Source organism: Janthinobacterium sp. GW822-FHT07H11, assembly GCF_058798615.1.
Genome location: NZ_CM179507.1, coordinates 1,819,979 through 1,840,733 on the forward strand (window position 1 = coordinate 1,819,979; position 20,755 = coordinate 1,840,733).

Genomic DNA, 20,755 nt, shown 5'->3' on the forward strand with positions numbered 1-20,755 from the left:
TACGGCGGCGCGCCTTAGAACAGCGGCAAGCGGCTGCGCGAACTGGTATGGCGGTGCGTCTGGTAGTCGAGCGCGTGGCCCGTCATGAAGCGGCGCCACGCCTGCGAATAGATGGCGGCCGACTTGTCGGCATCGAAGCTGTCGAGTTGCAGCATGTCGCGGTGGTGCTTGATTTCATTGACCAGTTGGTCATACAGCGCCTGCAGGCCGCAAGTGTCCGCGCTCTGGCGCTTCAGCTGGGCTTCCAGCGTCGTCAATTTCTGCTGCAATTGCCGGCACGCCTTTTTCAGGCGCGCCACGCGGCCGTTGCGCGGCGCGCGCTTGGCGGGATTGCGCTTGCGCGGACGCCAGCGCAATCCCGCCGGCGCGCCGGCACGCTCTCCCGTCTCCGCCGCTGACAGCGCACCCGTCTGTTCCATCATCATCTTGCCCGTATCCCTTCACCTGTCTTCCCTGCAGGCCACGGCCGGCAGGGAAAATAATTGCTTTTCATTTAAGAGGCGATATTAGAGCATACTTTTTTATTGCTGAAAATAAATAAAAAAATCCTTGTGGAAATATTTCACAAGCTTGCCTGTGCGTGCATTGCGGGCCGGGCCGGGCCAGGTGCTACTGCGTGACGGCGTCGGCGGAGGGCGTGCCGGCGACCTTGGCGTCGTCGCCATAGCTCAAGGTCAGCACCGTATCGTCGTTCCAGCTCTGGTCATGCAGCGGCGGCACGTAGCGCAGGCGGTCGCCCGTCACGAGGATGTCCAGCGTGCGTTCGCCCGAACGGGCCTGCACGGATGCCAGCGGGCGGAAGGCGGAGAAGGGTACGTGCACCAGCGAGGAGTGGCAGGGTCCGCCCGCCAGCTTGAACAGGTTGCGCTTGACGAATGACAACTGATCCTGTTCCACGGCCCAGCGCACTTCGCACTCCAGGCGCAAGTCGCCCAGCCGGCGCACGTTCGGCGGCAGGCCCGGCGTATGGATGTCGGGCCGCCAGCCCAGGCTGTCGCGTCGCTTGTTGCTGACCAGGTCGGCATTTGCGTCGTAGGCCGTCTTGTCGCGCGCCAGCATGAAGGTGCCGTCCTGCGCCAGCGGGATGGGGATGGACAGGTTCTCCGCCGACAGGTGCAGGGTCACGCCATCGAGCTTGGCCGAGGGCGCTTTGGCAAACAGCCTGAAGCGCAGTGGCGCGCCCGGCGCCAGCTGCCCATGGTCGGCATATGCGTCCAGTCCCTTGAGCATGGTACGGTACGGACGCAAGTCGGGGTCGCGCGCGCTTTGCACGTCGACGATTTGCTGCATTTCCCCGCTTGCCGCGCCGGCTTCCGGCGCGGCCTGTTCCTGGGCTAGGGCGGGCAGCAGGCAGGCGGCCAGGGTGGCAAAGAGGGAGGAGCGGATAAAAAGCATGAGGAGCGTGCCCGGGTAGCGTTGCGGTGGATGGGATACTGCCAGGAGGCGGAATCGTGGATATTATCATTCAGGTAACTGCAAAATTATCACCAATTGTCTCGTTCGCGTCGCACGGCTGGCGCCGGCGGCGGAAAATGCGACGCTGCGGCGGCAACCACGTAAAATAGCGGATTGACTGAACGAACTGAAAGCAAGAGCATGGCGATACAATGGTACCCGGGACACATGAACGCGGCCCGCAAGAAAGCGGCCGAGACCATGGAAAACACCGACCTGGTGATTGAAGTGGTCGACGCGCGCCTGCCGGCAGCCAGCTGCAATCCCATGGTGGATGAGCTGCGCCTGTTCCGCCAGCGTCCCTGCCTGAAAATCCTCAACAAGACCGACCTGGCCGATCCGGCCGCCACGGCCGCCTGGGTCGCGTATTTCAACGCCCAGGAAGGCGTGACCGCGTATGCGATGACGACCAAGAAGCCGGGCGACGTGGCGCGCATCCCGGAGCTGGCGAAATCGCTGGCGCCGCACCGCGGCGTGCCGACGAAACCGCTGCGCATCATGATCATGGGCATTCCCAACGTGGGCAAGTCGACCCTGATGAACGCGCTGCTGAAAAAGCGCGTGGCCAAGGTGGGCGACGAGCCGGCCGTGACCAAAATGCAGCAAAAGCTGTACCTGGACAAGAACACCATTCTGGTCGACACGCCCGGCATGCTGTGGCCGAAGATCGCCATCCCCAGCGACGGCCTGATGCTGGCCGCCAGCCACGCCATCGGCTCGAACGCGCTGATCGAAGAGGAAGTGGCCGTGTTCCTGGCCGAGGAGTTGCTCAAGCGCTATCCGGACCTGCTGGCAACCCGCTACGGCACCAAGGTCGGTGAAGTCGACGCCATCGGCGTGGTCGAGGGCATCGCCGCCAAGCGCGGCTTCCGCATCAAGGGCGGCGACTACGATTTCGAGAAAGCCTCGCATACCCTGCTGCTCGACTACCGCAGCGGCATCCTCGGCCGTATCTCGCTGGAAACGCCGGAGACGCGCGCGGCCCTGCTGGCCCAGCACGCGGCCGAGATGGCGGAAAAAGCGGCCAAGGCAGCGGAGATCGCCGCCGAAAAGGCGAAGAATGCGGCGCGCGGCAAGCGCGGCACCTGATTCAAGTTATACCCTCCATGTAAAAAGCGCCGCGACATCACTGTCGCGGCGCTTTTTTTCTGCGCTGGCGGATTATCCGAATCTGAAACTGGTCACCGCCAGCGCGCCAAAGAAATCCTCCTCGTGATACACGACCTGCGCCGCTTCCTGCTCGGCGGCGCCGAGCGCCACCATCAGCGGCAGCAGATGGTCTTCCTGCGGATGGGCCTGGCGCGCGCCCGGTGCCTGGTCCCAGGCCAGCAACTGTGCCAGCCGCTGTGCTGGCGGCAAGGCCATGGTCTGGCGCAGCCAGGCGTCGAACTGGTGCGAGGCGACGGCGCCCGCCTGGCCGAACTGGCGCAGGTTGTGATAACTGAGGCCGCTGCCGACGATCAGCACGCCCTGGCGGCGCAGGCCGGCCAGCGCGCGGCCCACCTCGACGTGTGTCAGCGGGTCATAGCCGTGCTTGAGCGACAGCTGCACCAGCGGCATGTCCGCCTGCGGGTAGATGGGGAACAGGGCGCTGAAGGTGCCGTGGTCGAACCCGCGCTCGTGGTCGAGGCGGGCCGGGTGGCCGGCCGCATCGAGCAGCTGCTTGACTTGCGCCGCCAGCTCGGGCGCGCCCGGTGCCGGATATTGTATTTGATACGTGTGCGGCGGAAAGCCCGAATAGTCATAGATCATGCCCGGCCGCGGGCTGGCCGAGACGAGGAACTGCGGCCCTTCCCAGTGCGCCGTGACGACCAGCACGGCTTTCGGACGCGCGCCGATCTGGCGCGGGATGTCTTGCAACGACGCTTCGAGCGCGTCGTAGCGGCCGCCGAACTGGTCTTTCATGAACGGCCACGGGCCGCCGCCGTGCGACAGGAAGTAAGTAGGGAAAGTGTGCTCTTGCATGGCGGCTCCTGAGGGGAATGGCTGATGATGGAACGATGATAGTCATGCGCGGTCAGTTGATCAAGATCAGTATTATTGATGTATCATTTCCATTTTGTTGATGATGGGGTGGGCATGGATACCTTGCGCAGCATGCGCGTGTTTCGCGCCGTGGTGGAACTGGACAGTTTCGTGCGCGCCAGCGAGCGCCTGGCCCTGTCGCCTGCCATGGTCAGCAAGCACGTGATGCACCTGGAGCGCCACCTGGGCGCGCGCTTGCTGAACCGCAGCAGCCGCCACCTGAGCCTGACGGAAATCGGCAAGGTGTACTTCGAACAGTGCCGCGACATGCTCGACAACCTCGACGAGGTGGAGGCGACCGTGGGCCGCACGACGGTGGTGCCGCGCGGCATGCTGCGCCTGAGCGCCCCCGTCTGGTTCGCCAACGCCATCTTTACGCGCACCCTGGCGGCCTACCGCGAGCGCTTTCCGGAAGTGACGTTCGACATCGACCTCAGCGGAAGAGTCGTCAACCTGGTGGAAGAGGGCTTCGACCTGGCCCTGCGCGTGAGCCAGGCGCCATCGCCGAGCCTGATTGCGCGACCCATCGGCAGCATCGCCTTTCATCTGGTGGCGGCGCCCGCCTACCTGGCGCGCGCGGGCCAGCCGCAAGCGCCGCAGGATCTGGCGCGGCACGCCATGATCAGCTATTCATTGTTATCGAACGGCAATGAATTGGCCTTCGACGGCCCGCAGGGGGGCGAGACGGTGAAGTTCTCGCCCGTGCTGCAATGCAATAACGAAAGCCTGCTGCACGCGGCCGCGCTCGACGGCATGGGCATCGCCCTGCTGCCGTCGTGGCAAACGGATGCGGACCTGGCGGCGGGGCGGCTGGTGCGCCTCTTCGACGGTTTCAAGCTGGCGGGCGGCAGCGTGTACGCCGTCTACACGAGCCGCCGCTACCTGTCGTCGAAGGTGCGCACCTTTATCGATTTCCTCGCGGGCGAAGGGCGGCTCGGGCATTGACGCTGCCGGGATCGTCCATGGCGCCGGCCGGGCGCGCGTGCCCCGCCGGCTGTTGCGGCCCCGTGCGCCGTGCGTATAATGGGGCGCTTTTGCTGTCCCATCCGTCCTAACAGCCGCGCCGCGTCGCGATTTTGCACTCAAGCCTGCCGCCATGATGCCTGTTTCCCCTGCTCCTGCCGTTATCCTGTGCGCCTTGCTGCTGTGCGCACTGGCCCTGCCGGCGCAGGCGCAGCAGGAAGTTACCCGGCAAGTCGGCCAGGAAGCCGGGCGCGAGGCGGCGGTCGACGCCACCCATGGCGACCTGTCGGTTGACGTGGCGCAAGGAGGGCAGCACAGTGCGCGCGGCGCCCTGTCGCGCGACCAGGGCGGCCTGTCGCTCGACGCCGCCGTCGATGAGCACCGCAACGGCAATTACCGCGATGGCAGCGTGTTCCATCAGCGCGGCTTCAGCGGCGGCGCGGAATGGAAATCGAAACGGGGACGCTTCGGCTTGAGCGCCGACCAGTTGAACCAGGATACCCGCTACCCGGCGCCCGAGGCGCCGTTCCTGGCGCTGCTGGCGGCGCGGCCGGAAGACCTGTACCGCTACCAGGTGCAGCGCAGCAGTGCCTTCGTGCAGCGCTACATGGACAACGTGGAGCTGGGCGTGGAACTGTCGCTGCGCGAAAAGCGCGCCACGGCCAGGTATGCGGGCGAGTCGGGCAGCAGCGAATCGACCTACCGCAGCCGCCAGTGGCAGCTGGCGCCGCGCCTGCGCCATTACGGCAGGGCGGGCACGGTGGTCACGGACACGGAAGTGGGCATCGACCTGATGCAATGGGTGCGGCGTTCGGGACGCGACGGCGATGCGCGGCGGCGCCAGCAGTCGCGCGCGCTGCTGCTGCGCGAAGAGCTGGCGTTTGGCGGCCCGCATGCGCCGCGCGTGCTGCTGGGACTGCGCCATGAACAGTTCCAGCTCGACCCGGCGGACTTGCCGCCCGGCGGCAGCGACTGGGAAAACCAGAATGCCTGGGATGTGCAGGGCAGCTTCCTGCTGCGGCCCCAGGTGAGCGTGTACGCCAAGGCGGCCCGCAGTTACCGCATCGATGACGATGGCTATACGCGCGCCGGTTACCGTCCGCTGGCCGGGCAGCTGCGGCGCGAGATGGAAGTGGGCGCCACCCTGGGCGATGCCGCGCGCAACGCCTCGGTGCGCCTGTTCAGCGAACGCCTGAACAACCAGATCGTGTTCGACCAGAGCCTGGGCCAGCTGGGTTTTGCCAGTAACCTGGAGCCTTCGCGGCGCGACGGCATCGCCATCGAGGCCAGCGTGGCCCTGGCGCGCGACTGGCGCCTCGACGGGCAGTTGCGCCAGGTGCATGCGCGCTACGACGATTATGCCTATGACGGCCCGGATATCGCGCTGGTGCCCAAGACGCTGGCGAGCCTGCGCCTGCATTGGACGGGGCAGGGCGGCGGCAGCGCGGAGCTGGGCGTGCAATGGCTGCGCGCGCTGCGCTACGGCCAGGACTTCGCCGGCAGCTGCCTGGCGCAGGCGCCGGCCTTCGCCACCGTGGATGGCCGCTATGCGCACAAGCTGGGCGCCTGGGAGCTGGAACTGGCCGGCAGCAACCTGGCCAACCGCCGCCATTACGGCGATGCGCCGGGCTGCCTGTCGAGCATTTACCAGAACGATGCGCGCCAGCTGCGCGTGTCCGCGCGCTACCATTTCTGAGGCAGACGCGCGGCGGCGCTTAAGAGCGGCTTAATCGGGCGCAAACGGAGCGGCTAAAAGTCGCTTTTTTCCGCCAGAGCTACGATGGACGAGGCAAAAAGTGGTAATCTCGCCCCGTTCACGACCACTTTATGATGAAGGATTATTATGCGTTTTCTGCGTTTCTTGCGGCCCCTGCTCGCCGCTGTCACCCTGGTAGCAGCCACCGGCGGCGCCATGGCGGCCGATACCGGCTTTACCACGCTTCCGACGCCAGTACGCACGGACACGGGCAAGAAGGTGGAAGTGGTCGAATACTTCATGTATTCGTGCCCGCATTGCTACGCGCTCGATCCGCTGATGCACGACTGGGTCAAGAAGCAGGGCGACAAGGTCGCCTTCCGCCGCATCCACCTGGCCTTCTCCGGTCCGAAGGACCCGCAGGCGCACGCCTATGCCACCCTGGAAGCGATGGGCCAGCTGGAGCAGTTCCACGACAAGATCTTCCGCGCCATCCACGTCGAGCGCAACCGCCTGAACCGCGATGACGCCATCCTCGACCTGCTGGTCAAGAACGGCATCGACAAGGCGAAATACCTGGAGATGTTCAATTCCTTCGGCGTGCAGACCAAGCTGAAACGCAACGAACAACTGATTACCGCCAGCAAGATCGACAGCGCACCGACCATCGTCATCGACGGCCGCTTCGTGACGTCGCCGTCGCAGCTGTCGCGTCCCGGCCAGTCCGAGCCGCAGACCCAGGCCGCGACCCTGCGCGTGATGGATGAACTGGTGGCGCGCGTGCTGAAAGAGCGCGCCCCGGCGCCGGCGAAGAAGTAAGCGCAGCGCGTCATGAAACAGCTGCCCTGGACCTTGTGCGCGCTGGCTCTCGCCCTCGTGGCCTGGCTGGCGATCGCCGTCGTCAGCGTGGAAAACCAGCGCAATGCGCTGCTCACCAAGGCTTGCGCGGACCCCGCGTTCAAGGGCCAGGTCGACGCGAAGTGCCTGGCGGCCGTGCAGACGCGCGAGCACTGGTGGCAGCACCTGACTTACGCCATGACGCATGTCAGCAATTGAATGCGCCTGCCCGAAAAACCCGCCTTGCGCGGGTTTTTTTTCGTCCGCGTATGATGGGGCCACAACCATCCTGGAGGGGCAATGAAGGAAGTGATCCTGATTACGGGCAGCAGCCGCGGCATCGGCGCGGCGACGGCCCTGCTGGCGGCGCGCCAGGGGTATGCCGTGTGCGTCAACTATCTGCGCGCTGCGCCGGCGGCCGAAGCGCTGTGCGCGCGCATCGTCGCCGAGGGCGGCGAAGCCATCGCCGTGCAGGCCGACGTCAGCGTGGAAGCGGACGTGGAACGGCTGTTCGATGAAGTCGATGCGCGCCTGGGCACGCTCACGGCGCTGGTCAACAATGTGGGCGTGCTGGAGCAGAAATGCCGGCTCGTCGACATTTCCGCGCAGCGCCTCGAGCGCGTGCTGCGCACCAATGTGATCAGCTATTTTTTGTGCTGCCGGCAGGCCGTGCGGCGCATGTCCACGGCGAATGGCGGGCGGGGCGGGCGCATCGTGAATGTCTCGTCGGCGGCGGCGCGCATCGGCTCCCCGGGCGAATACATCGATTACGCGGCCTCGAAAGGCGCCGTCGATACGCTCACCCTGGGCCTGGCGAAGGAAGTGGCGGCCGAGGGCATCCGCGTCAACGGCGTGCGCCCCGGCATCATCCATACGGACATCCACGCTTCCGGCGGCGAGCCGGAACGGGTGGCGCGCCTGGCGCCCGGCGTGCCCATGCAGCGCGGCGGCCAGCCGGAAGAAATCGCCGACGCCATCCTGTACCTGCTGGGGCCGGGCGCGACCTATGTGACGGGCAGCATCCTCGACGTGGCGGGCGGGCGTTGATTGTGAGCGCATTGTCAATATTTTCAACTTGTTTTCAAGCCTGGCAAGCAATTGCTTCAAGCGCCAGGCCAATTATCAAGCGGGGCAAGCGAGTCCAGAATGGCGGTGTGCGACGTGCACGCCGATCAACTTACCTGGAATGACCATGCCTGCTTCCCCTTTTGCTCCCGCCATCCTGGCCCTGTCCCTGCTGGCCGCCTTGCCCGCCGATGCCGCCACCAAGCTGCCCATGCCGGCCCACCTGTCCGGCGCGCACGCCGATGCCGCGGTGGTGCTGGCGGCGCGCCGCTATGCCGCGTTCTGGCAGAGCGGCGACCCGGCCCTGGCGCGGCTGGCGCTGGCCGACGATTTCACCGACCGCACCCTGCCCGCCGGCCGTCCGCAGGGACTGGCCGGTCCGCTGCAGGCGTCGCAAGTGTTCCACGCGGCCGTGCCGGATTTGCAGGTGGCCATCGAGGACATGCTGGTGGCGGGCGACCGGGTCAGCCTGCGCCTGCATTTCACGGGCCGCTTCACGGGCGTCTTCCCCACGCCGCAGGGCCAATTGCGCGGACAGGGGCAAGCCATCGATTTCCATGCGTTTGATTGGTACCAGGTCGATGCGCAGGGGCGCATCAGCGACAACTGGCACCTGGAAGATAATTTGACGCTGCTGCGCCAGCTGGGCGTGCTGCCGCAGTGATGGCGGCCCTCAGGCTGGCAGCGCGGCGAAGCGGCGCACGAGGAACTCGGCCAGCAGGGCGATGCGCGGCGGCTGGAAGCGCGCGCGCCGGTACAGCAGGTTCAGCGGCGCGCTGTCGGTGAAGTACTCGTCAAGCACCGTCTGCAGGCGTCCCGCGCGCAGGTCGTCGCCGATGTCGAGCAGCGATTTGTAGGCGTAGCCATGGCCGGCCACGGCCCAGCGGCGGATGATCTCGCCGTCGTTGCTGTGCCAGCCGCCCTGCATGCGCAGGCTGTGGCGCCTGCCGTTGTCGCGGTAGCGCCATTCCTGCGGCGCGCCGTCGCCCGTGGTCAGCACCAGGGCCGGCAGGGACGCCAGGTCGTGCGGCGTGGCGGGCAGGCCCACTTTGGCCGCCAGCGCGGGCGCCACGCAGACCACGCGCCGGCTCGGGTGCAGCAGGCGCGCCACCATCTCGCTGTCGGGCAGCTCGCCGTAGCGGATGGCCAGGTCGATATCGTCCTGCAGCAGCCTGGCCGTGGCGTCCGTCAGGGTCAGCGCAAGGCGCAGCTGCGGGTGCAGCGCCGCAAAGTCATCGAGCAGCGGCAGCAGCACCTGGCGGCCGATATCGGACGGCGCGGAAATGCGCACCACGCCGCGCAGCGCATCGCTGCCCGCGTGCAGGCCGTCTTCGGCCTGGGCCAGCAGGTCCAGCGCCTGCTCGCTGTACTGGCGGTAGTGCTGGCCTTCTTCCGTCAGGCGCAGCTGGCGCGTGGTGCGCTCGAACAGGGTGGTGCGCAGCGCTGCTTCCAGGCGCGCGATGGCGGCGCTGGCGGCGGCTGGCGACAGGCCCTGCTTGCGGCCGGCTGCGGAAAAGCTGCCCAGCGCGGCGGCGTCGAGGAACAGCGCGATTTCCGCCAGGCGCCCGGCGCCGCCGGCGCGGCTCATGCCGGGTGCGCGGCGGCCGGCTTCGGCGCGGGCGCGGAATGGGGCGTGATCACCACGGTGCAGGTGGTGCCGGCCACCAGGACCTGCTCCTTCGGCTGCTCGTCGATGTGGATGCGCACGGGCACGCGCTGCGCCAGGCGCACCCAGTTGAACGTCGGGTTGACGTCGGCCAGCAGTTCGCGCCCCGTGGCGGCGTCGCGGTCGGTGATGCCGCGCGCGATGCTCTCGATGTGGCCGTGCAGGGTGCCGCCGCTCATCAGATTCATTTCCGCCCTGTCGTCCTGCGCCAGCATGCCCAGCTTGGTTTCCTCGAAGTAGCCGACGACATAATACGAGGCGCTGTCGATGACGGCCAGCTTGGCCGCGCCGACGGCGGCAAAATCGCCCTTGTGCACGTTCAGGTTCGTCACGTAGCCGCTGACGGGGGCGCGCACGGTGGTGCGCTCCAAATTCAGTTGCGCCAGCGCGCGGGCGGCCAGCGCCGCCTGCACCTGCGAGGTGGCCGACGTGGCGGCAAAGGCGGCGCTTTCGCGGCTTTCCGTCGAGATGATGCTGGCGTCCAGATTGGCGCGGCGCTGCGCTTCCTTGCCGCGGCGGCCCAGCTCCGTCCTTTGCGCCGCCAGCATGGCGTCGGCCTGGGCCAGCGCGCTGACGTAGCGTTCCTTGTCGACGACGAACAGCACGTCGCCCTTGCGCACCACCTGGTTGTCGCGCACCAGCACCTCCGTGACGGTGCCGGCCACGTCGGCGCTGATATTGATGATGTCGGCCTTGATGCGGCCGTCGCGCGTCCACGGCGATTCCATGTAGCGGTCCCAGACGGTCTTGCCTATCCACAGGGCGGCGGCCAGCAGCAGCAAGGTGATGGCATAACGGGTCAGTTTGCTTACCATGTCGGCAGCCTTTCCTTGATCAGATTGAACATTTTTTTTATTCGAAGGTTATTTGTAAAGCGATAAAGCCAGCGCGCCGAAGATGGCGACGAAGATGCACAGGCGCGCCAGCGACGGGTGCCACACCATGCGGTACACGCCCAGCCAGCCCAGCGCGCGGTCGAGCAGGGTTTGCAGGCCTATGCTGAGCAGGAACAGCGGCAGCAGGGTGGGAATCAGTATTCCGAACAGGGCGAATTCACGCGGCATGGTGGTCTCCGGCGCCAGGCGCCATATGGTCGAGCAAGGAGGTGTAGATCGAGTGCAGGTCGACCAGCGCCGTCTGCAGGCGCAAGCCCCGTTCCGGCGCCATGTCGCCCGCTGCCTGGGCGGCGCGCACCACGGCGCCCGCCTGCAGGGTCGCTTCCAGGGCCGCCTGCAGCTGCGATGCTTCGCGCGTGCGCAGCCAGGCGGCGATGCTGTCCACGCAGCGCTGCAGGGCGGTGCGCGCGGGACTGTTGCCCGAGGCGCTGGCGATCAGTTCGCGCAGCTCGATCACGGAATGGCCGATTTCCAGCAGGGTCAAGGCCTGGCGCACGACGGCGCGCGTGGCCTCGCCCGGCGCCGGGCCGGCCGCCGCGTTGAGCTGGCTGAGCAGGTCGCGCACGCGGTTGTCGAAGCGGTGCTTGACGCGGCGCACGGGCGCCGTGCACGCATGCCGCGCCTCGCGCCACAGGGCCGGGCCGATATGGTCCTTGTGGCCCATGGTGTGCTCGGGCAGCAGCACGGCAAACACGAGGGCGGCCAGCATCAGGCCGACGATCAGCGCCATGCCCGTATTGAGAAAGGCGGCGCCATCGACATGCATCAGATTCGTCGGCGCCATCTGCGTGATGAAGGTCGACACGCCCAGCCCGACGCCCAGCTTGGCGGGATTGGTCATCAGGTACAGGCCGACGGCCAGGAAGGGCGCGAAACTGAGCACCAGCATGGGGAAGCCGTCGCCGTGCACCAGCACGAAATATACGCAGACGAGCGACAGCGGCATGGCGATCAAAAAGCCCGTCAGCACTTGCCGGATCATCATGATGGGGCGCGGCGAGGACGAGGCCAGCGCGCAGAACACGGCCGCCATCAGCATCGCCGTGCTGGCATAGGGCCAGGCCAGGAAGTAGGCGCCCAGCGCCAGCAGGGCCAGGCTGATGGCCGCGCGCGCGCCGCTGGCCAGCACCAGCGCGGGCGGCGTCTTCGGCGCATACGCCTGCGGCGTGCTGATGTCCAGGGGCGTGTCGTGCGCCAGGCTGAAATACACTTCGTGAAAGCGGCTCATGTCGCGCGCGAAGCGCTCGAGCAGTTCGCAGACGGTGTCGAAATCGATCTGCTGCGCATGCACGATGGCCGCGCTGTCGATGTCCGCGCGCGCCTGTGCCAGCGCCGCCTGCAGATGCCGCTGCATGGTGTCGAGCGAGTCTTGCGATGGCGTCGTTTGCAGCGCTTCGGCGACGATGGCGTACAGCGGCGCGCACGCCTGCATGACCAGGGTCTCGCCGTCGCGCTGCAGGCGGTCGAACAGGCGGTGGAAGGTATAGAAGGTGGTCAGCGCCGTCATGAAGGTGGCGTTGAAGGCGTGCAGCTTGCGGTTTTGCGCGCGCACGTGGCTCACCTTGCTGGTGACTTCGAACAGGGCGGCCGAGCGGCCCAGTTCCAGCGCCGCCACGTCGGCGGCAAACTGCAGATGCGTCAGTTCCACCTGCGCCGGCGTGAGCTTTTGCTGCAGCACGTTCTGGCAGAAGGCGAGGAACTTGGCGTAGCGCGCCTGCACCGTGCGCATCACCTGCGTGCCCTGGTGGCGCGGCAGCAGCACGCTGGAGACTCCCGCCGAGCAGATGATGCCCAGGCCGACTTCGGCCATGCGCGTGACGGCCAGCGAAAACACCTGCGTCGGCTGCTCGATGGCGGGCAGCACGATCATGCAGGCCGTGTAGCCGGCCAGCACGTATACATATGACTGGGCGTTGCGGTGCAGCGCCGAGCCGCTCGTGCACAGGCCCGCCCACAGGGCCAGGCCGGCGAACAGCAGCACCGGCTGCTGCGGGAACAGACCGATCAGGGTCAGCGCGGCCAGGCAGCCGAGTACGGTGCCGCACAGGCGGTAAAAGCTTTTTTCCAGCACCATGCCGCTGCTGGGCAGGGCCAGGATGATGGTGGTGGTCATGGCCGTGCTGGGCGAATCGAGGCCCAGGCGGTAGGCCAGCCACAGCGCGCAGAAGGCGGCGATCAGGGTCTTGCCGACATAGATCCAGCGTTCGCCTTCCGTCGTGCGCCAGTCCTGCAGCGCCAGCGCCAGCCAGCGGGCCGCCCGGGTCAGGGGGCCATAGGGGTTTTTTGTTGCTGTGGCTGGCGTCATCGATAGGCTATCAGTTCTGGTTGTTGAGATTGTTGAGGTTGCGCAACTGGCGCATGTACAGCTTGTCGAGCACTTGCAGCTCTTCTTCCGTGAACCCGTCGTACAGGGCCGAGGTTTCCTGGTACACGTCGGGCAGCGCCGTTTCGATCAGCGCGCGGCCCTTGTCGGTGAGCGAAATCATCACGGAGCGGCGGTCGCCGGGGCGCGTGCCGCGGTGGATCAGGCCGCGCGTTTCCAGGTCGTTGCACACGCGCGTCAGGTTGGCCGGCTTTTCATGGCAGGCCATGCCCAGGGTGCAGGCGTTCGAGGTTTCATCGTCCGTGCCGTACAGCACGGCCAGCACCATATAGCTGGCATCGACCAGGTCGTGCTTCTTCAGCGCGGCATTGGTCAAGTCCTTCATGCCTTTCTGGATGTGGTACGTCATGCGCAACAGGCGCATCAGTTCCATGGGGAAGCCTGGCATGCGCGTGCGGATATTTTGCAGCCGCTTGGAGGTGGCGTCAAAAGCGGTCATGTCATTTCCTTCATGTGTAAATAAAGCGACGATTGTATCTTGTTGGGCTATGGCAATGCGAGCATTGGAGGTCTAGATGCCGCCTCCCAGTGCATTCATCAAGGAAACATACAGATCGAGCTCGCGTGCCCCATTCTGCGCCTGCTGCTGTTCTTCCGCCAGCAGCGCCACCTGCGTGTTGAGCATGTTGATGGCGTCGCTCATGCCGGCCTTGTAGGCCTTTTCCGCCAGGTCGCGCGCGCGCTGCGCCGTGGCCAGCGCCTGCACGGTCAGCTGGTGCTGCTTTTCCAGCGACTGGGCGCGGGTGACGGCGTTGGCCACGTCCGACATGGCGCTGATGACGGTGGCGTTGTACTGCTCCACGGCGCCGTCGTACACGGCCGTCTGGCTGCCCAGCTGGGCGCGCAGGCGGGCGCCCGCGAAAATCGGCAGGCTCAGCGCGGGCGAGGCGCCACGGATGTCCGAGTTGGCGTCCAGAAAATGGCTGAAGCCGAAGGCCTGGAAGCCGGCAAACGCCACCAGGTTGACGTTCGGGTAGAACTCGGCCTTGGCCACGTCGATGCGGCGCGCCGCCGCTTCCACTCTCCAGCGCTGGGCGGCGATGTCGGGACGGCGGCCGATCAGCTCGGCCGGCAGGGCCTGCGGAATGGCCAGCGGCTGGTCCAGGCGCAGCACGGGGCGCGTGAGCGCCGCGCCCGCTGCCGGGCCCTTGCCGGCCAGCGCGGCCAGCTGGTTGCGCAGCAGGGCCAGCGACTCGGCCGATTGCTCCAGCTGGCGGCGTCCGGCCGGCAAGGTGGTTTCGATCTGCGCCACGTCGACTTCGGTGCCGATGCCGGCCGCCTTGCGCTGGCGCGTGATGTCGAGGATGCGCGCGCGCTGCGCCAGGCTGCGCTCGATCACGTCCTGCAGCGTGAATTCATACGACAGCTGGATGTAGGTGCGCACCAGCGCCGTTTCCAGGGCCAGGCGGGCCATCTGCGATTCGGCCGAGGCCATCTGCACGTCGCCCAGGGCGGCGGCCAGCGCTTCGCGGTTGCGGCCCCACAGGTCCAGGTCGTACGACGCCGTGACGGTGGCCTGGTTGCGCCACGCATAGTTGCCGGCCAGCGGCGCCGGCGTGCTGCCGTGCCGCGAATACAGTTCGCGGTTGATGGAGACGTTGGCGTCGGCCTGCGGGCGCGTCTTGTCCTCGGCTGCGCCGGCCAGCGCCTCGGCCTGGCGCACGCGCGCCTGGGCGCCGCGCAGGGTGGGGCTGTCGGCCAGCGCCTGGTCCATCAGGCGGTTCAATTGGGGGTCGTGCAAGTCTTGCCACCACTGGGCGCGCGGCCATTGTATGGCGGCGCTGGCGGCCGCATCCATGGCCTGGCTCGCCTGCAGGGCGTTCGCGTCCAGCATGGCCGATTGCGGCGCGATATGGCCCATGTCGGCGCAAGCGCTCAAGGCAAGGGTCAGGCTGGCGGCAAGCAGGCGGCGGTACAGGGACATGCAGGAACTCCGGGAGCGATATGTTGGGGGTGCTGCTGGGGTATCACAGCTCGCCGCGGGGAGCTTCGGGAGTGGCCCGAGTGCTGCGCCGCAACTGAGTTGTTACTGACTGAAACCGGCTGACTGGTTTCTTATTTCACGACGTGCTTGGTCGTTTGCGCGACATCAAAGTCCGCTTCCGTTTGCGGGATCAGGCCAGCCTTGCGGGCGGCGTAGAACTCGGCCATGACTTGCTCGCGCGTCACCTGGCTGGCGGCGCTGGCAGGTGTTTTCGGGTAGTCGACTTCGCTGGTGGCGATTTCGCCGGCGTTGCGGGCACGGACGTATTCGGCCGTGACTTGCTCGCGCGTCAGTTGCTGGCCGCTGGTGGCCGGCGCGGCGCTCTGGGCGAAGGCCGACGATGCGGCGGAAAGGGCAAACAATGCTGCGATCAGTGATTTGGCTTGCATGATGAAACTCCAATATGTGCATGATGGCTGGGTGGATGGGCCGGCTCGCCACTTACCGGTCGGTTCGGCAGGACGCGGCGTCTGGCCTTGTCCTGCCGATGAAGCGGGCTTCTGGATGAGAAACATGCTTACTTGAATGAACTATATCAATGAATAGTACATTTGTGAAGTAAATTTTAAAAATAATTGTGCGCCGCCGCATTTCCCTGGAAAAACAGGGGAGCAGCCGTGCGCCGTCGTGCCGGCAAGCGGAGTACCATGGTTTTTTTGTTAACGGGAGTCAATCATGAGCGGCAGCAGCCTCGATCCGGACAATTTGCCCGTCACCCCCGACCGCGTGCTGGGCAGCGGCCACGGCAAGGGCGCGCTGGGGCCCAGCGACAGCTCCGACAGCGGCAGCGACATGCAGGGCGTGCCTGGCCAGGATACGGAAGCGCTGGAAAACGACAGCGATGCGGCCGGCACGGGAGAGCGGGCCGGCGTGGAGCCTCGGAATACGGCGCCCGACGGCGGCGATATCGATGTCGACCACGTGGAGCGCCTGGCGCCCGCGCCCGCCGAAGGCGCGGACGACGAGGCCGAGGCGCAGGCGTCGTCCGCCGCGACTGTGGCGGCGCGGCGCTGATCCTGGCCAGGGCCGGCCGCGCGAATTGCCGCCGGCCTGCCGCCATCAGCGTAAAATGCCGGCATGGCCGCATGTGCGCGGCCATGGCCAGCCGGCCGGCACAGGATAGGATGTCATAGGATGCAAACGCAGATGTCGGAAGACAAAGAAAAAGACTTGATGTCGATGTACCGCGAGACGCGGCCACGCGAGTTTTTTGGCGAGAAGAGCAATATCAATCACCTGGCCTGGAGCTTGCTGGTGGTCTTGCTGGCGCTGGCGTTCTGGCTCGTCGTGGCCCTGGCGGCGGCGGAAAACCAGCGTTATGCCTTGCAAACGAAGGCGTGCCAGGACCGCGTGTTCCCGACGGAAATCGATACGGCGTGTTTGACGCAAATCAAGTCGCGTGCGCACTGGTGGCAGCACGTGGGCCATGCGCTGGTGCACCTGGGCAGCTGACAGCGCCGCCCGGCCAGGGGCTGGCAGCGGCGGCGCCCTGTCGCTTTGATTGCTGGAGTTGATTGCTGGAGGCGCCATGCCACGCGATTGCTCAAGAGAACAACCCGAATGGCTGTTTGTGCGCCATCGTGCCTTGACGACGCGCCAGTTGCTGCGCGCCTATGGCTTGCTGTGCCTGTTATCTCTGACGATTGCCGCCGCCTTTGCGCTGCGCGGCCTCTGGACCATTCCCGTCTTTTCGTTCGCCGAACTGGGCCTGGTGGCCATCGCCTTGCTGCATTACCTGCGCCATGCGCGCGACTACGAACACATCGCCCTGCGCGATGGCGAGCTGATCATCGAACAGGTCAGCGCCGGCCACTGCCGGCGCCACCACTTTTCGCCATGGCGCACGCGCGTCGAAGTGCCGTGCTGGCCGCGCCAGTTGATACGCATCAATGATATCGGCCATGGCGGCGCGCAGGTGGACGTCGGCGTCTTCGCCACGCCCGAACGGCGCCGGCAAGTGGCGCAGGAGCTATGCGCGCTGCTGCCAACGCCCCTGTCGCCGCCAGCGCCGCCCTGAACGCCTTATCCGGCCCGCGACGGTCCTTCCCACAGGTTGATATGCCCTTCGCGCGCCTGCACGTCGATGGCGGCCAATTCTTCGGCCGTAAACGACAGTTGCTGCAATGCGGCCACGTTTTCGCGGATTTGCGCGCTGCTGCTGGCGCCGATCAGGGTCGAGGTGACGCGCGCATCGCGCAACACCCAGGCCAGCGCCATCTGCGCCAGTGTCTGGCCCCGCTGCGCGGCGATGTCATTGAGCGCGCGCACGCGCGCCAGGTTTTCCGCGCTCAGGTGCTTTTGCAGCAGCGAGCCGCCGCCGGGGCGGTTGACGCGCGCATCCTGCGGCACGCCGTCCAGGTATTTGTCGCTGAGCAAACCCTGCGCCAGTGCCGTGAACGTGATGCAGCCCATGCCTTGCTCCTGCAAGGTGTCGAGCAAGCCGTCTTCCTCGATCCAGCGGTTGAGCATGTTGTAGGACGGCTGGTGGATCAGGCATGGCACTTTCCACTCTTTCAGCAGGGCGGCCGCCTCGGCCGTCTTCTGCGGCGAATACGAGGACAGGCCCACGTACAGTGCCTTGCCCTGCTGCACGGCGGTGGCCAGCGCGCCCATGGTTTCTTCCAGCGGCGTGTCGGCGTCGTAGCGGTGCGAATAAAAGATGTCGACGTAGTCGAGGCCCAGGCGCCGCAGGCTCTGGTCCAGGCTGGCCAGCACGTATTTGCGCGAGCCGCCGCCCTGGCCATACGGTCCCGGCCACATGTCCCAGCCCGCCTTGGTGGAAATGATCAGTTCATCGCGGTACGGTAAAAAATCGTCGCGCAGCAGCTTGCCGAAATTGCTTTCCGCGCTGCCGTACGGCGGGCCGTAATTATTGGCCAGGTCGAAATGCGTGATGCCCAGGTCGAAGGCCGTGCGCAGCATGTCGCGCTGCGCGGCGAGGCTGTTGCTGTCGCCAAAGTTGTGCCACAGTCCCAGCGACAGCAGCGGCAGTTTCAGCCCGCTGCGTCCGCACGTGCGGTATTGCATCTGTTCATAGCGATTCTCGGCGGCGTGGTAGCTCATGGTGTCTCCTGGAGATGAATCGCCTATTTTCGCGCAAAATCAAGGAGTGCGTGCGCGTCGGCCCGCGTGCCGCTTGCGCCGTCGCCCGCGCGCCTTACAATGAGCGCTGGGAGTCTTGCAAGGAGCGATCATGGAAGTCGAATTGAAATTGCTGCTGGCGCCAGAAGAGGTGCCGCGCCTGCGCGCCCATCCCTTGCTGGCGCAGTATGGCGCGGGCGCGCCGCAGGTGCTGGCCATGCACGATATCTATGTCGATACGCCCGACCTGCAACTGTGCCGCCACCAGGCCGGCTTGCGCGTGCGCCAGGTGGACGGGGCCTGGGTGCAGACCTTGAAGGCGGGCGGCCAGGCCAGCGGCGGCCTGCACAGTCGCCACGAATGGGAAACGGACGTCAGCGGTCCCGCTCCCGACCTGGACGCGCTCGACGCGGCCATCGGCGGCAAGCAGCCGATCCGCGCGCTGCTGCGCCAGGACGCCATCCGCGCGGAACTGCGCGCAGTGTTTACCACGCGCATCGAGCGTACGGTGTGGCAGCTGCGCACGCCGCAGGGCGATGCGATCGAATGCGTGCTGGACCAGGGCGTGATCGACTGCGGCAGCGGTCCCGACCTGCGCAGCGTGCCGGTCAGCGAAATCGAGCTGGAATTGAAGCAAGGCCAGGCGGCCAGCCTGTTCGACGTGGCGCTGGCCCTGCTGCAGGAAGTGCCCTTGCAGCTGGGGCACATGAGCAAGGCGGAACGCGGCTACCGGCTGGTGGCGCCGCAACCGTTGACAGCGGTCAAGGCGCAGCCGCTGGCGCTGCATGCATCGATGACGGTGGAGCAGGCTTTCCTGGCCATCGCCGGCAATTGCCTGGAGCAAGTCAGCGCGAACGCGGATGGCGTGGCGGCGGGCGAGGATGTGGAAAGCGTGCACCAGATGCGCGTCGGCTTGCGCCGCCTGCGCTCGGCGCTGGCCATGTTCAAGCCCCTGCTGGCCCTGCCCGGGCACTTGCAGGACGAACTGGCCTGGCTGGGCGAGGCGCTGGGCGAGGCGCGCGACTGGGATGTGCTGGCCGGCGGCACGCTGGCGCGCATCGATGGCGCCGTGCATGACGGCGACGGCGGCGAAGGCGCGCTGGCGCTGGCGCAGCTGACGCAGGCGGCGCAGGCGCAGGCGCGCGAAAAACATGCGCAGGCGGCGCAGGCGATCGTCTCGCAACGGCATACGGCGCTGATGCTGGGCTTGCAGCGCTGGCTGCAGGCGCGGGCCTGGCGCGCTGGCTGCTCGCCGCGCCTGCTGCGCCGGCTCGATGCCGGCGTGCACCGCTTTGCGCGGCAAACCCTGCAACGCGATCAGCGCCGCCTGGTCAAGCGCGGCAAGCGTCTGCCGCATGCGACGGCGCAGCAGCGCCACCGGGTGCGCATCGCCGCCAAGAAGACACGCTATGCGACGGAGTTCTTTGCCTCGCTGTTTGGCGCCGGCCGGGTGAAGCCATATGTCGGGCGGCTGTCCGTCTTGCAGGATGAACTGGGCTGGCTGAACGATGTACAGGTGGCCGACCGGCTGCTGCAAGCCTTGCCTGACGGCCAGCCCGATTTGCAGCTGCACGCGGCGTTCATCCGCGGCTATCTGACGGCGCGCGCGCAGTCGCCGGAAGAGGCGGGCCGCATGAACAAGGCCTGGCGGCGCTTCAAGGGGGCGCGCCTGCCCGCCTGAGACAGGGCTTGTGCCTGTTGCTCCTTTGCCTGTCGGCGCGTCGCGCCCGGTGCGCCGTCCCGGGGCGCGCCTGCCGCGGCTAGGCCAGCGGGCGTTAGGCCAGCGGGCGTTGCAACTGGCGCTCAAGGATGGCCAGCGGCGACTTGGCCGGATCGGCCATGGCGGCCACCGGCAGCAGCCACGTTTGTTCCAGCGCATGCTGGCCGCGCAGGGCCGCGTGCGATACCGCGTCGGAAAACACGATCCAGCTCTGGCCCGGCAGGAATGCATGCGTGTATTGCTCGACCTGTGCCTGGTAGGCGAGATCGGCCTTCATGGCATCGTGCAACTGCAGCATGTAGTGGTCGTAGGGCGTGCGCAGGCTCTTGGTGACGTTCAGCCATTGCAGCAGGGCCGCCGTCACGGGCCTGGGCCGCGGCGCGGCGGGCAGGAAGCGCTGCGCCACCTGCTCGAACGGGGCGCCCAGCTTCCATACGCGCGGCGCATCATGGGGATGGATGTTGCTAAACACGCGCAAGATGCGCTTGCCCTGCGTGGGCGAGGCGGGGAAACTGTCGATGTGCAGGCGCGTATCGTCCTTGCGCCAGGACGTGGCGCGGCCGGCGATTTCCACGGGGCGAAAACTGGTGCGGCCTTGCTGCAGTTGCGGCAGGTAGGCGGGCAGCAGGCTGGCCAGCAGGCTGCGCGACTGTTGCGCGTAGCGGTGCATCAGCGCCGCCAGCAAGGCCGCGTCGCGCGCCTCGCCCTGGCCGCGCACGCCGCGCACGGGGTCCCAGCTGATGTTCTTGGCATTGCCCGTCGCCACGCCGTTGAGCAGCGGATACTCGGTTTTCTGCAGGTCGAAGCCCAGACGCGGCAGCAAGACCACCTGCCCGTCTTCCAGCGCCTGCCGTACCGTGGCTTGCCGTGCCGGGTCGCCACTGCCATCCCATTGTTTGACGGAGACTTCAATAAGCTTGCTCATGGACAAAACGCCAGGAAGGAATCGGGTTTGTCAGTATGCGCGGGAGCGGCGCGCCGGCC

The 20,755-nt window shown here is 66.8% G+C and carries 23 protein-coding genes; 11 read left to right on the forward strand and 12 right to left on the reverse strand.

The features are described 5' to 3' along the window. Nucleotides 1-14: 14 nt before the first annotated feature. Complete coding sequence (locus tag AC3RCJ_RS08150) at nt 15-425, reverse strand: hypothetical protein (protein ID WP_492962348.1); 411 nt, start codon at nt 423-425, stop codon at nt 15-17. Between the two features lie 184 nt (nt 426-609). Then, nucleotides 610-1,395 carry a hypothetical protein gene (locus tag AC3RCJ_RS08155; protein WP_492962346.1) on the reverse strand — a complete coding sequence of 262 codons (786 nt, stop codon included), beginning with the start codon at nt 1,393-1,395 and terminating at the stop codon, nt 610-612. Nucleotides 1,396-1,623: 228 nt separating this feature from the next. Between AC3RCJ_RS08155 and ylqF the strand changes: the two genes are divergently transcribed. Beyond that, on the forward strand, nt 1,624-2,544 hold the full coding sequence (ylqF, locus tag AC3RCJ_RS08160; protein WP_492962476.1) for a ribosome biogenesis GTPase YlqF: 921 nt from the start codon (nt 1,624-1,626) through the stop codon (nt 2,542-2,544). A 72-nt stretch (nt 2,545-2,616) separates the two neighbouring features. Here the strand turns inward: ylqF and AC3RCJ_RS08165 are convergent, their stop codons facing one another. Then, nucleotides 2,617-3,420, reverse strand: coding sequence for a DODA-type extradiol aromatic ring-opening family dioxygenase (locus tag AC3RCJ_RS08165; RefSeq protein WP_492962344.1), 804 nt, complete (start codon nt 3,418-3,420; stop codon nt 2,617-2,619). Nucleotides 3,421-3,534: 114 nt separating this feature from the next. Here AC3RCJ_RS08165 and AC3RCJ_RS08170 point away from each other — a divergent pair, with 114 nt between their 5' ends. From AC3RCJ_RS08170 to AC3RCJ_RS08195, 6 genes are all read left to right on the forward strand, one after another. Continuing rightward, complete coding sequence (locus tag AC3RCJ_RS08170) at nt 3,535-4,425, forward strand: LysR family transcriptional regulator (RefSeq protein WP_492962342.1); 891 nt, start codon at nt 3,535-3,537, stop codon at nt 4,423-4,425. Between the two features lie 151 nt (nt 4,426-4,576). Then, nucleotides 4,577-6,139, forward strand: a complete 1,563-nt coding sequence (locus AC3RCJ_RS08175) for a TonB-dependent receptor domain-containing protein (RefSeq protein WP_492962340.1) — start codon at nt 4,577-4,579, stop codon at nt 6,137-6,139. Between the two features lie 147 nt (nt 6,140-6,286). Beyond that, nucleotides 6,287-6,958 carry a thiol:disulfide interchange protein DsbA/DsbL gene (locus tag AC3RCJ_RS08180; protein WP_492962338.1) on the forward strand — a complete coding sequence of 224 codons (672 nt, stop codon included), beginning with the start codon at nt 6,287-6,289 and terminating at the stop codon, nt 6,956-6,958. A 12-nt stretch (nt 6,959-6,970) separates the two neighbouring features. Beyond that, nucleotides 6,971-7,195, forward strand: a complete 225-nt coding sequence (locus tag AC3RCJ_RS08185; RefSeq protein ID WP_492962336.1) for a hypothetical protein — start codon at nt 6,971-6,973, stop codon at nt 7,193-7,195. Nucleotides 7,196-7,276: 81 nt separating this feature from the next. Then, a complete protein-coding gene (locus AC3RCJ_RS08190; RefSeq protein ID WP_492962334.1) occupies nt 7,277-8,023 on the forward strand; it encodes an SDR family oxidoreductase in 747 nt (248 codons plus the stop codon). Between the two features lie 139 nt (nt 8,024-8,162). Further along, on the forward strand, nt 8,163-8,705 hold the full coding sequence (locus AC3RCJ_RS08195) for an ester cyclase (protein WP_492962332.1): 543 nt from the start codon (nt 8,163-8,165) through the stop codon (nt 8,703-8,705). A 9-nt stretch (nt 8,706-8,714) separates the two neighbouring features. On the opposite strand, the gene AC3RCJ_RS08200 is transcribed toward AC3RCJ_RS08195, so the two are convergent. From AC3RCJ_RS08200 to AC3RCJ_RS08230, 7 genes are all read right to left on the reverse strand, one after another. Continuing rightward, entirely contained in the window at nt 8,715-9,629 is a 915-nt protein-coding gene (locus tag AC3RCJ_RS08200; RefSeq protein WP_492962330.1) for a LysR family transcriptional regulator, read from the reverse strand. Further along, nucleotides 9,626-10,522, reverse strand: a complete 897-nt coding sequence (locus tag AC3RCJ_RS08205; RefSeq protein WP_492962328.1) for an efflux RND transporter periplasmic adaptor subunit — start codon at nt 10,520-10,522, stop codon at nt 9,626-9,628. Before AC3RCJ_RS08205 ends, AC3RCJ_RS08200 begins: the two co-directional genes overlap by 4 nt. A 48-nt stretch (nt 10,523-10,570) precedes the next feature. Next, on the reverse strand, nt 10,571-10,771 hold the full coding sequence (locus AC3RCJ_RS08210) for a DUF1656 domain-containing protein (RefSeq protein ID WP_492962326.1): 201 nt from the start codon (nt 10,769-10,771) through the stop codon (nt 10,571-10,573). After that, nucleotides 10,761-12,908, reverse strand: a complete 2,148-nt coding sequence (locus AC3RCJ_RS08215; RefSeq protein WP_492962324.1) for an FUSC family protein — start codon at nt 12,906-12,908, stop codon at nt 10,761-10,763. The genes AC3RCJ_RS08210 and AC3RCJ_RS08215 overlap by 11 nt, the downstream gene beginning before the upstream one ends. Before the next feature lie 10 nt (nt 12,909-12,918). Continuing rightward, nucleotides 12,919-13,425: a MarR family winged helix-turn-helix transcriptional regulator gene (locus AC3RCJ_RS08220; protein ID WP_070224646.1), complete on the reverse strand. Its 507-nt coding sequence runs from the start codon at nt 13,423-13,425 to the stop codon at nt 12,919-12,921. 72 nt (nt 13,426-13,497) lie between these two features. Beyond that, nucleotides 13,498-14,910: an efflux transporter outer membrane subunit gene (locus tag AC3RCJ_RS08225; protein ID WP_492962322.1), complete on the reverse strand. Its 1,413-nt coding sequence runs from the start codon at nt 14,908-14,910 to the stop codon at nt 13,498-13,500. A 131-nt stretch (nt 14,911-15,041) separates the two neighbouring features. Next, entirely contained in the window at nt 15,042-15,359 is a 318-nt protein-coding gene (locus tag AC3RCJ_RS08230; protein ID WP_492962320.1) for a DUF4148 domain-containing protein, read from the reverse strand. Nucleotides 15,360-15,645: 286 nt separating this feature from the next. Here AC3RCJ_RS08230 and AC3RCJ_RS08235 point away from each other — a divergent pair, with 286 nt between their 5' ends. The 3 genes from AC3RCJ_RS08235 (at nt 15,646) to AC3RCJ_RS08245 (ending at nt 16,987) form a co-directional block, all read left to right on the forward strand. Further along, a complete protein-coding gene (locus tag AC3RCJ_RS08235) occupies nt 15,646-15,984 on the forward strand; it encodes a hypothetical protein (protein ID WP_492962318.1) in 339 nt (112 codons plus the stop codon). A gap of 132 nt (nt 15,985-16,116) precedes the next feature. Further along, the gene (locus AC3RCJ_RS08240) at nt 16,117-16,422 is read left to right on the forward strand and encodes a hypothetical protein (protein ID WP_492962316.1); all 306 of its coding nucleotides are present in this window, start codon (nt 16,117-16,119) and stop codon (nt 16,420-16,422) included. Between the two features lie 76 nt (nt 16,423-16,498). Then, entirely contained in the window at nt 16,499-16,987 is a 489-nt protein-coding gene (locus AC3RCJ_RS08245) for a DUF2244 domain-containing protein (protein ID WP_492962314.1), read from the forward strand. Between the two features lie 5 nt (nt 16,988-16,992). Here AC3RCJ_RS08245 and mgrA read toward each other — a convergent pair whose 3' ends face one another. Continuing rightward, entirely contained in the window at nt 16,993-18,033 is a 1,041-nt protein-coding gene (mgrA, locus tag AC3RCJ_RS08250; RefSeq protein ID WP_492962312.1) for an L-glyceraldehyde 3-phosphate reductase, read from the reverse strand. Nucleotides 18,034-18,163: 130 nt separating this feature from the next. Here mgrA and AC3RCJ_RS08255 point away from each other — a divergent pair, with 130 nt between their 5' ends. Then, a complete protein-coding gene (locus tag AC3RCJ_RS08255; protein WP_492962310.1) occupies nt 18,164-19,732 on the forward strand; it encodes a CYTH and CHAD domain-containing protein in 1,569 nt (522 codons plus the stop codon). 94 nt (nt 19,733-19,826) lie between these two features. On the opposite strand, the gene kdoO is transcribed toward AC3RCJ_RS08255, so the two are convergent. Next, nucleotides 19,827-20,696, reverse strand: coding sequence for a Kdo hydroxylase KdoO (gene kdoO / locus AC3RCJ_RS08260; protein WP_492962308.1), 870 nt, complete (start codon nt 20,694-20,696; stop codon nt 19,827-19,829). Nucleotides 20,697-20,755 lie beyond the last annotated feature (59 nt).

Excerpts from the sequence above, each read along its gene's own strand:
- AC3RCJ_RS08150 (WP_492962348.1), bottom strand. The coding sequence starts at position 425 with ATGATGATGGAACAGACGGGTGCGCTGTCAGCGGCGGAGACGGGAGAG.
- AC3RCJ_RS08155 (WP_492962346.1), bottom strand. The coding sequence starts at position 1,395 with ATGCTTTTTATCCGCTCCTCCCTCTTTGCCACCCTGGCCGCCTGCCTG.
- ylqF (WP_492962476.1), top strand. The coding sequence starts at position 1,624 with ATGAACGCGGCCCGCAAGAAAGCGGCCGAGACCATGGAAAACACCGAC.
- AC3RCJ_RS08165 (WP_492962344.1), bottom strand. The coding sequence starts at position 3,420 with ATGCAAGAGCACACTTTCCCTACTTACTTCCTGTCGCACGGCGGCGGC.
- AC3RCJ_RS08170 (WP_492962342.1), top strand. The coding sequence starts at position 3,535 with ATGGATACCTTGCGCAGCATGCGCGTGTTTCGCGCCGTGGTGGAACTG.
- AC3RCJ_RS08175 (WP_492962340.1), top strand. The coding sequence starts at position 4,577 with ATGATGCCTGTTTCCCCTGCTCCTGCCGTTATCCTGTGCGCCTTGCTG.
- AC3RCJ_RS08180 (WP_492962338.1), top strand. The coding sequence starts at position 6,287 with ATGCGTTTTCTGCGTTTCTTGCGGCCCCTGCTCGCCGCTGTCACCCTG.
- AC3RCJ_RS08185 (WP_492962336.1), top strand. The coding sequence starts at position 6,971 with ATGAAACAGCTGCCCTGGACCTTGTGCGCGCTGGCTCTCGCCCTCGTG.
- AC3RCJ_RS08190 (WP_492962334.1), top strand. The coding sequence starts at position 7,277 with ATGAAGGAAGTGATCCTGATTACGGGCAGCAGCCGCGGCATCGGCGCG.
- AC3RCJ_RS08195 (WP_492962332.1), top strand. The coding sequence starts at position 8,163 with ATGACCATGCCTGCTTCCCCTTTTGCTCCCGCCATCCTGGCCCTGTCC.
- AC3RCJ_RS08200 (WP_492962330.1), bottom strand. The coding sequence starts at position 9,629 with ATGAGCCGCGCCGGCGGCGCCGGGCGCCTGGCGGAAATCGCGCTGTTC.
- AC3RCJ_RS08205 (WP_492962328.1), bottom strand. The coding sequence starts at position 10,522 with ATGGTAAGCAAACTGACCCGTTATGCCATCACCTTGCTGCTGCTGGCC.
- AC3RCJ_RS08210 (WP_492962326.1), bottom strand. The coding sequence starts at position 10,771 with ATGCCGCGTGAATTCGCCCTGTTCGGAATACTGATTCCCACCCTGCTG.
- AC3RCJ_RS08215 (WP_492962324.1), bottom strand. The coding sequence starts at position 12,908 with ATGACGCCAGCCACAGCAACAAAAAACCCCTATGGCCCCCTGACCCGG.
- AC3RCJ_RS08220 (WP_070224646.1), bottom strand. The coding sequence starts at position 13,425 with ATGACCGCTTTTGACGCCACCTCCAAGCGGCTGCAAAATATCCGCACG.
- AC3RCJ_RS08225 (WP_492962322.1), bottom strand. The coding sequence starts at position 14,910 with ATGTCCCTGTACCGCCGCCTGCTTGCCGCCAGCCTGACCCTTGCCTTG.
- AC3RCJ_RS08230 (WP_492962320.1), bottom strand. The coding sequence starts at position 15,359 with ATGCAAGCCAAATCACTGATCGCAGCATTGTTTGCCCTTTCCGCCGCA.
- AC3RCJ_RS08235 (WP_492962318.1), top strand. The coding sequence starts at position 15,646 with ATGAGCGGCAGCAGCCTCGATCCGGACAATTTGCCCGTCACCCCCGAC.
- AC3RCJ_RS08240 (WP_492962316.1), top strand. The coding sequence starts at position 16,117 with ATGTCGGAAGACAAAGAAAAAGACTTGATGTCGATGTACCGCGAGACG.
- AC3RCJ_RS08245 (WP_492962314.1), top strand. The coding sequence starts at position 16,499 with ATGCCACGCGATTGCTCAAGAGAACAACCCGAATGGCTGTTTGTGCGC.
- mgrA (WP_492962312.1), bottom strand. The coding sequence starts at position 18,033 with ATGAGCTACCACGCCGCCGAGAATCGCTATGAACAGATGCAATACCGC.
- AC3RCJ_RS08255 (WP_492962310.1), top strand. The coding sequence starts at position 18,164 with ATGGAAGTCGAATTGAAATTGCTGCTGGCGCCAGAAGAGGTGCCGCGC.
- kdoO (WP_492962308.1), bottom strand. The coding sequence starts at position 20,696 with ATGAGCAAGCTTATTGAAGTCTCCGTCAAACAATGGGATGGCAGTGGC.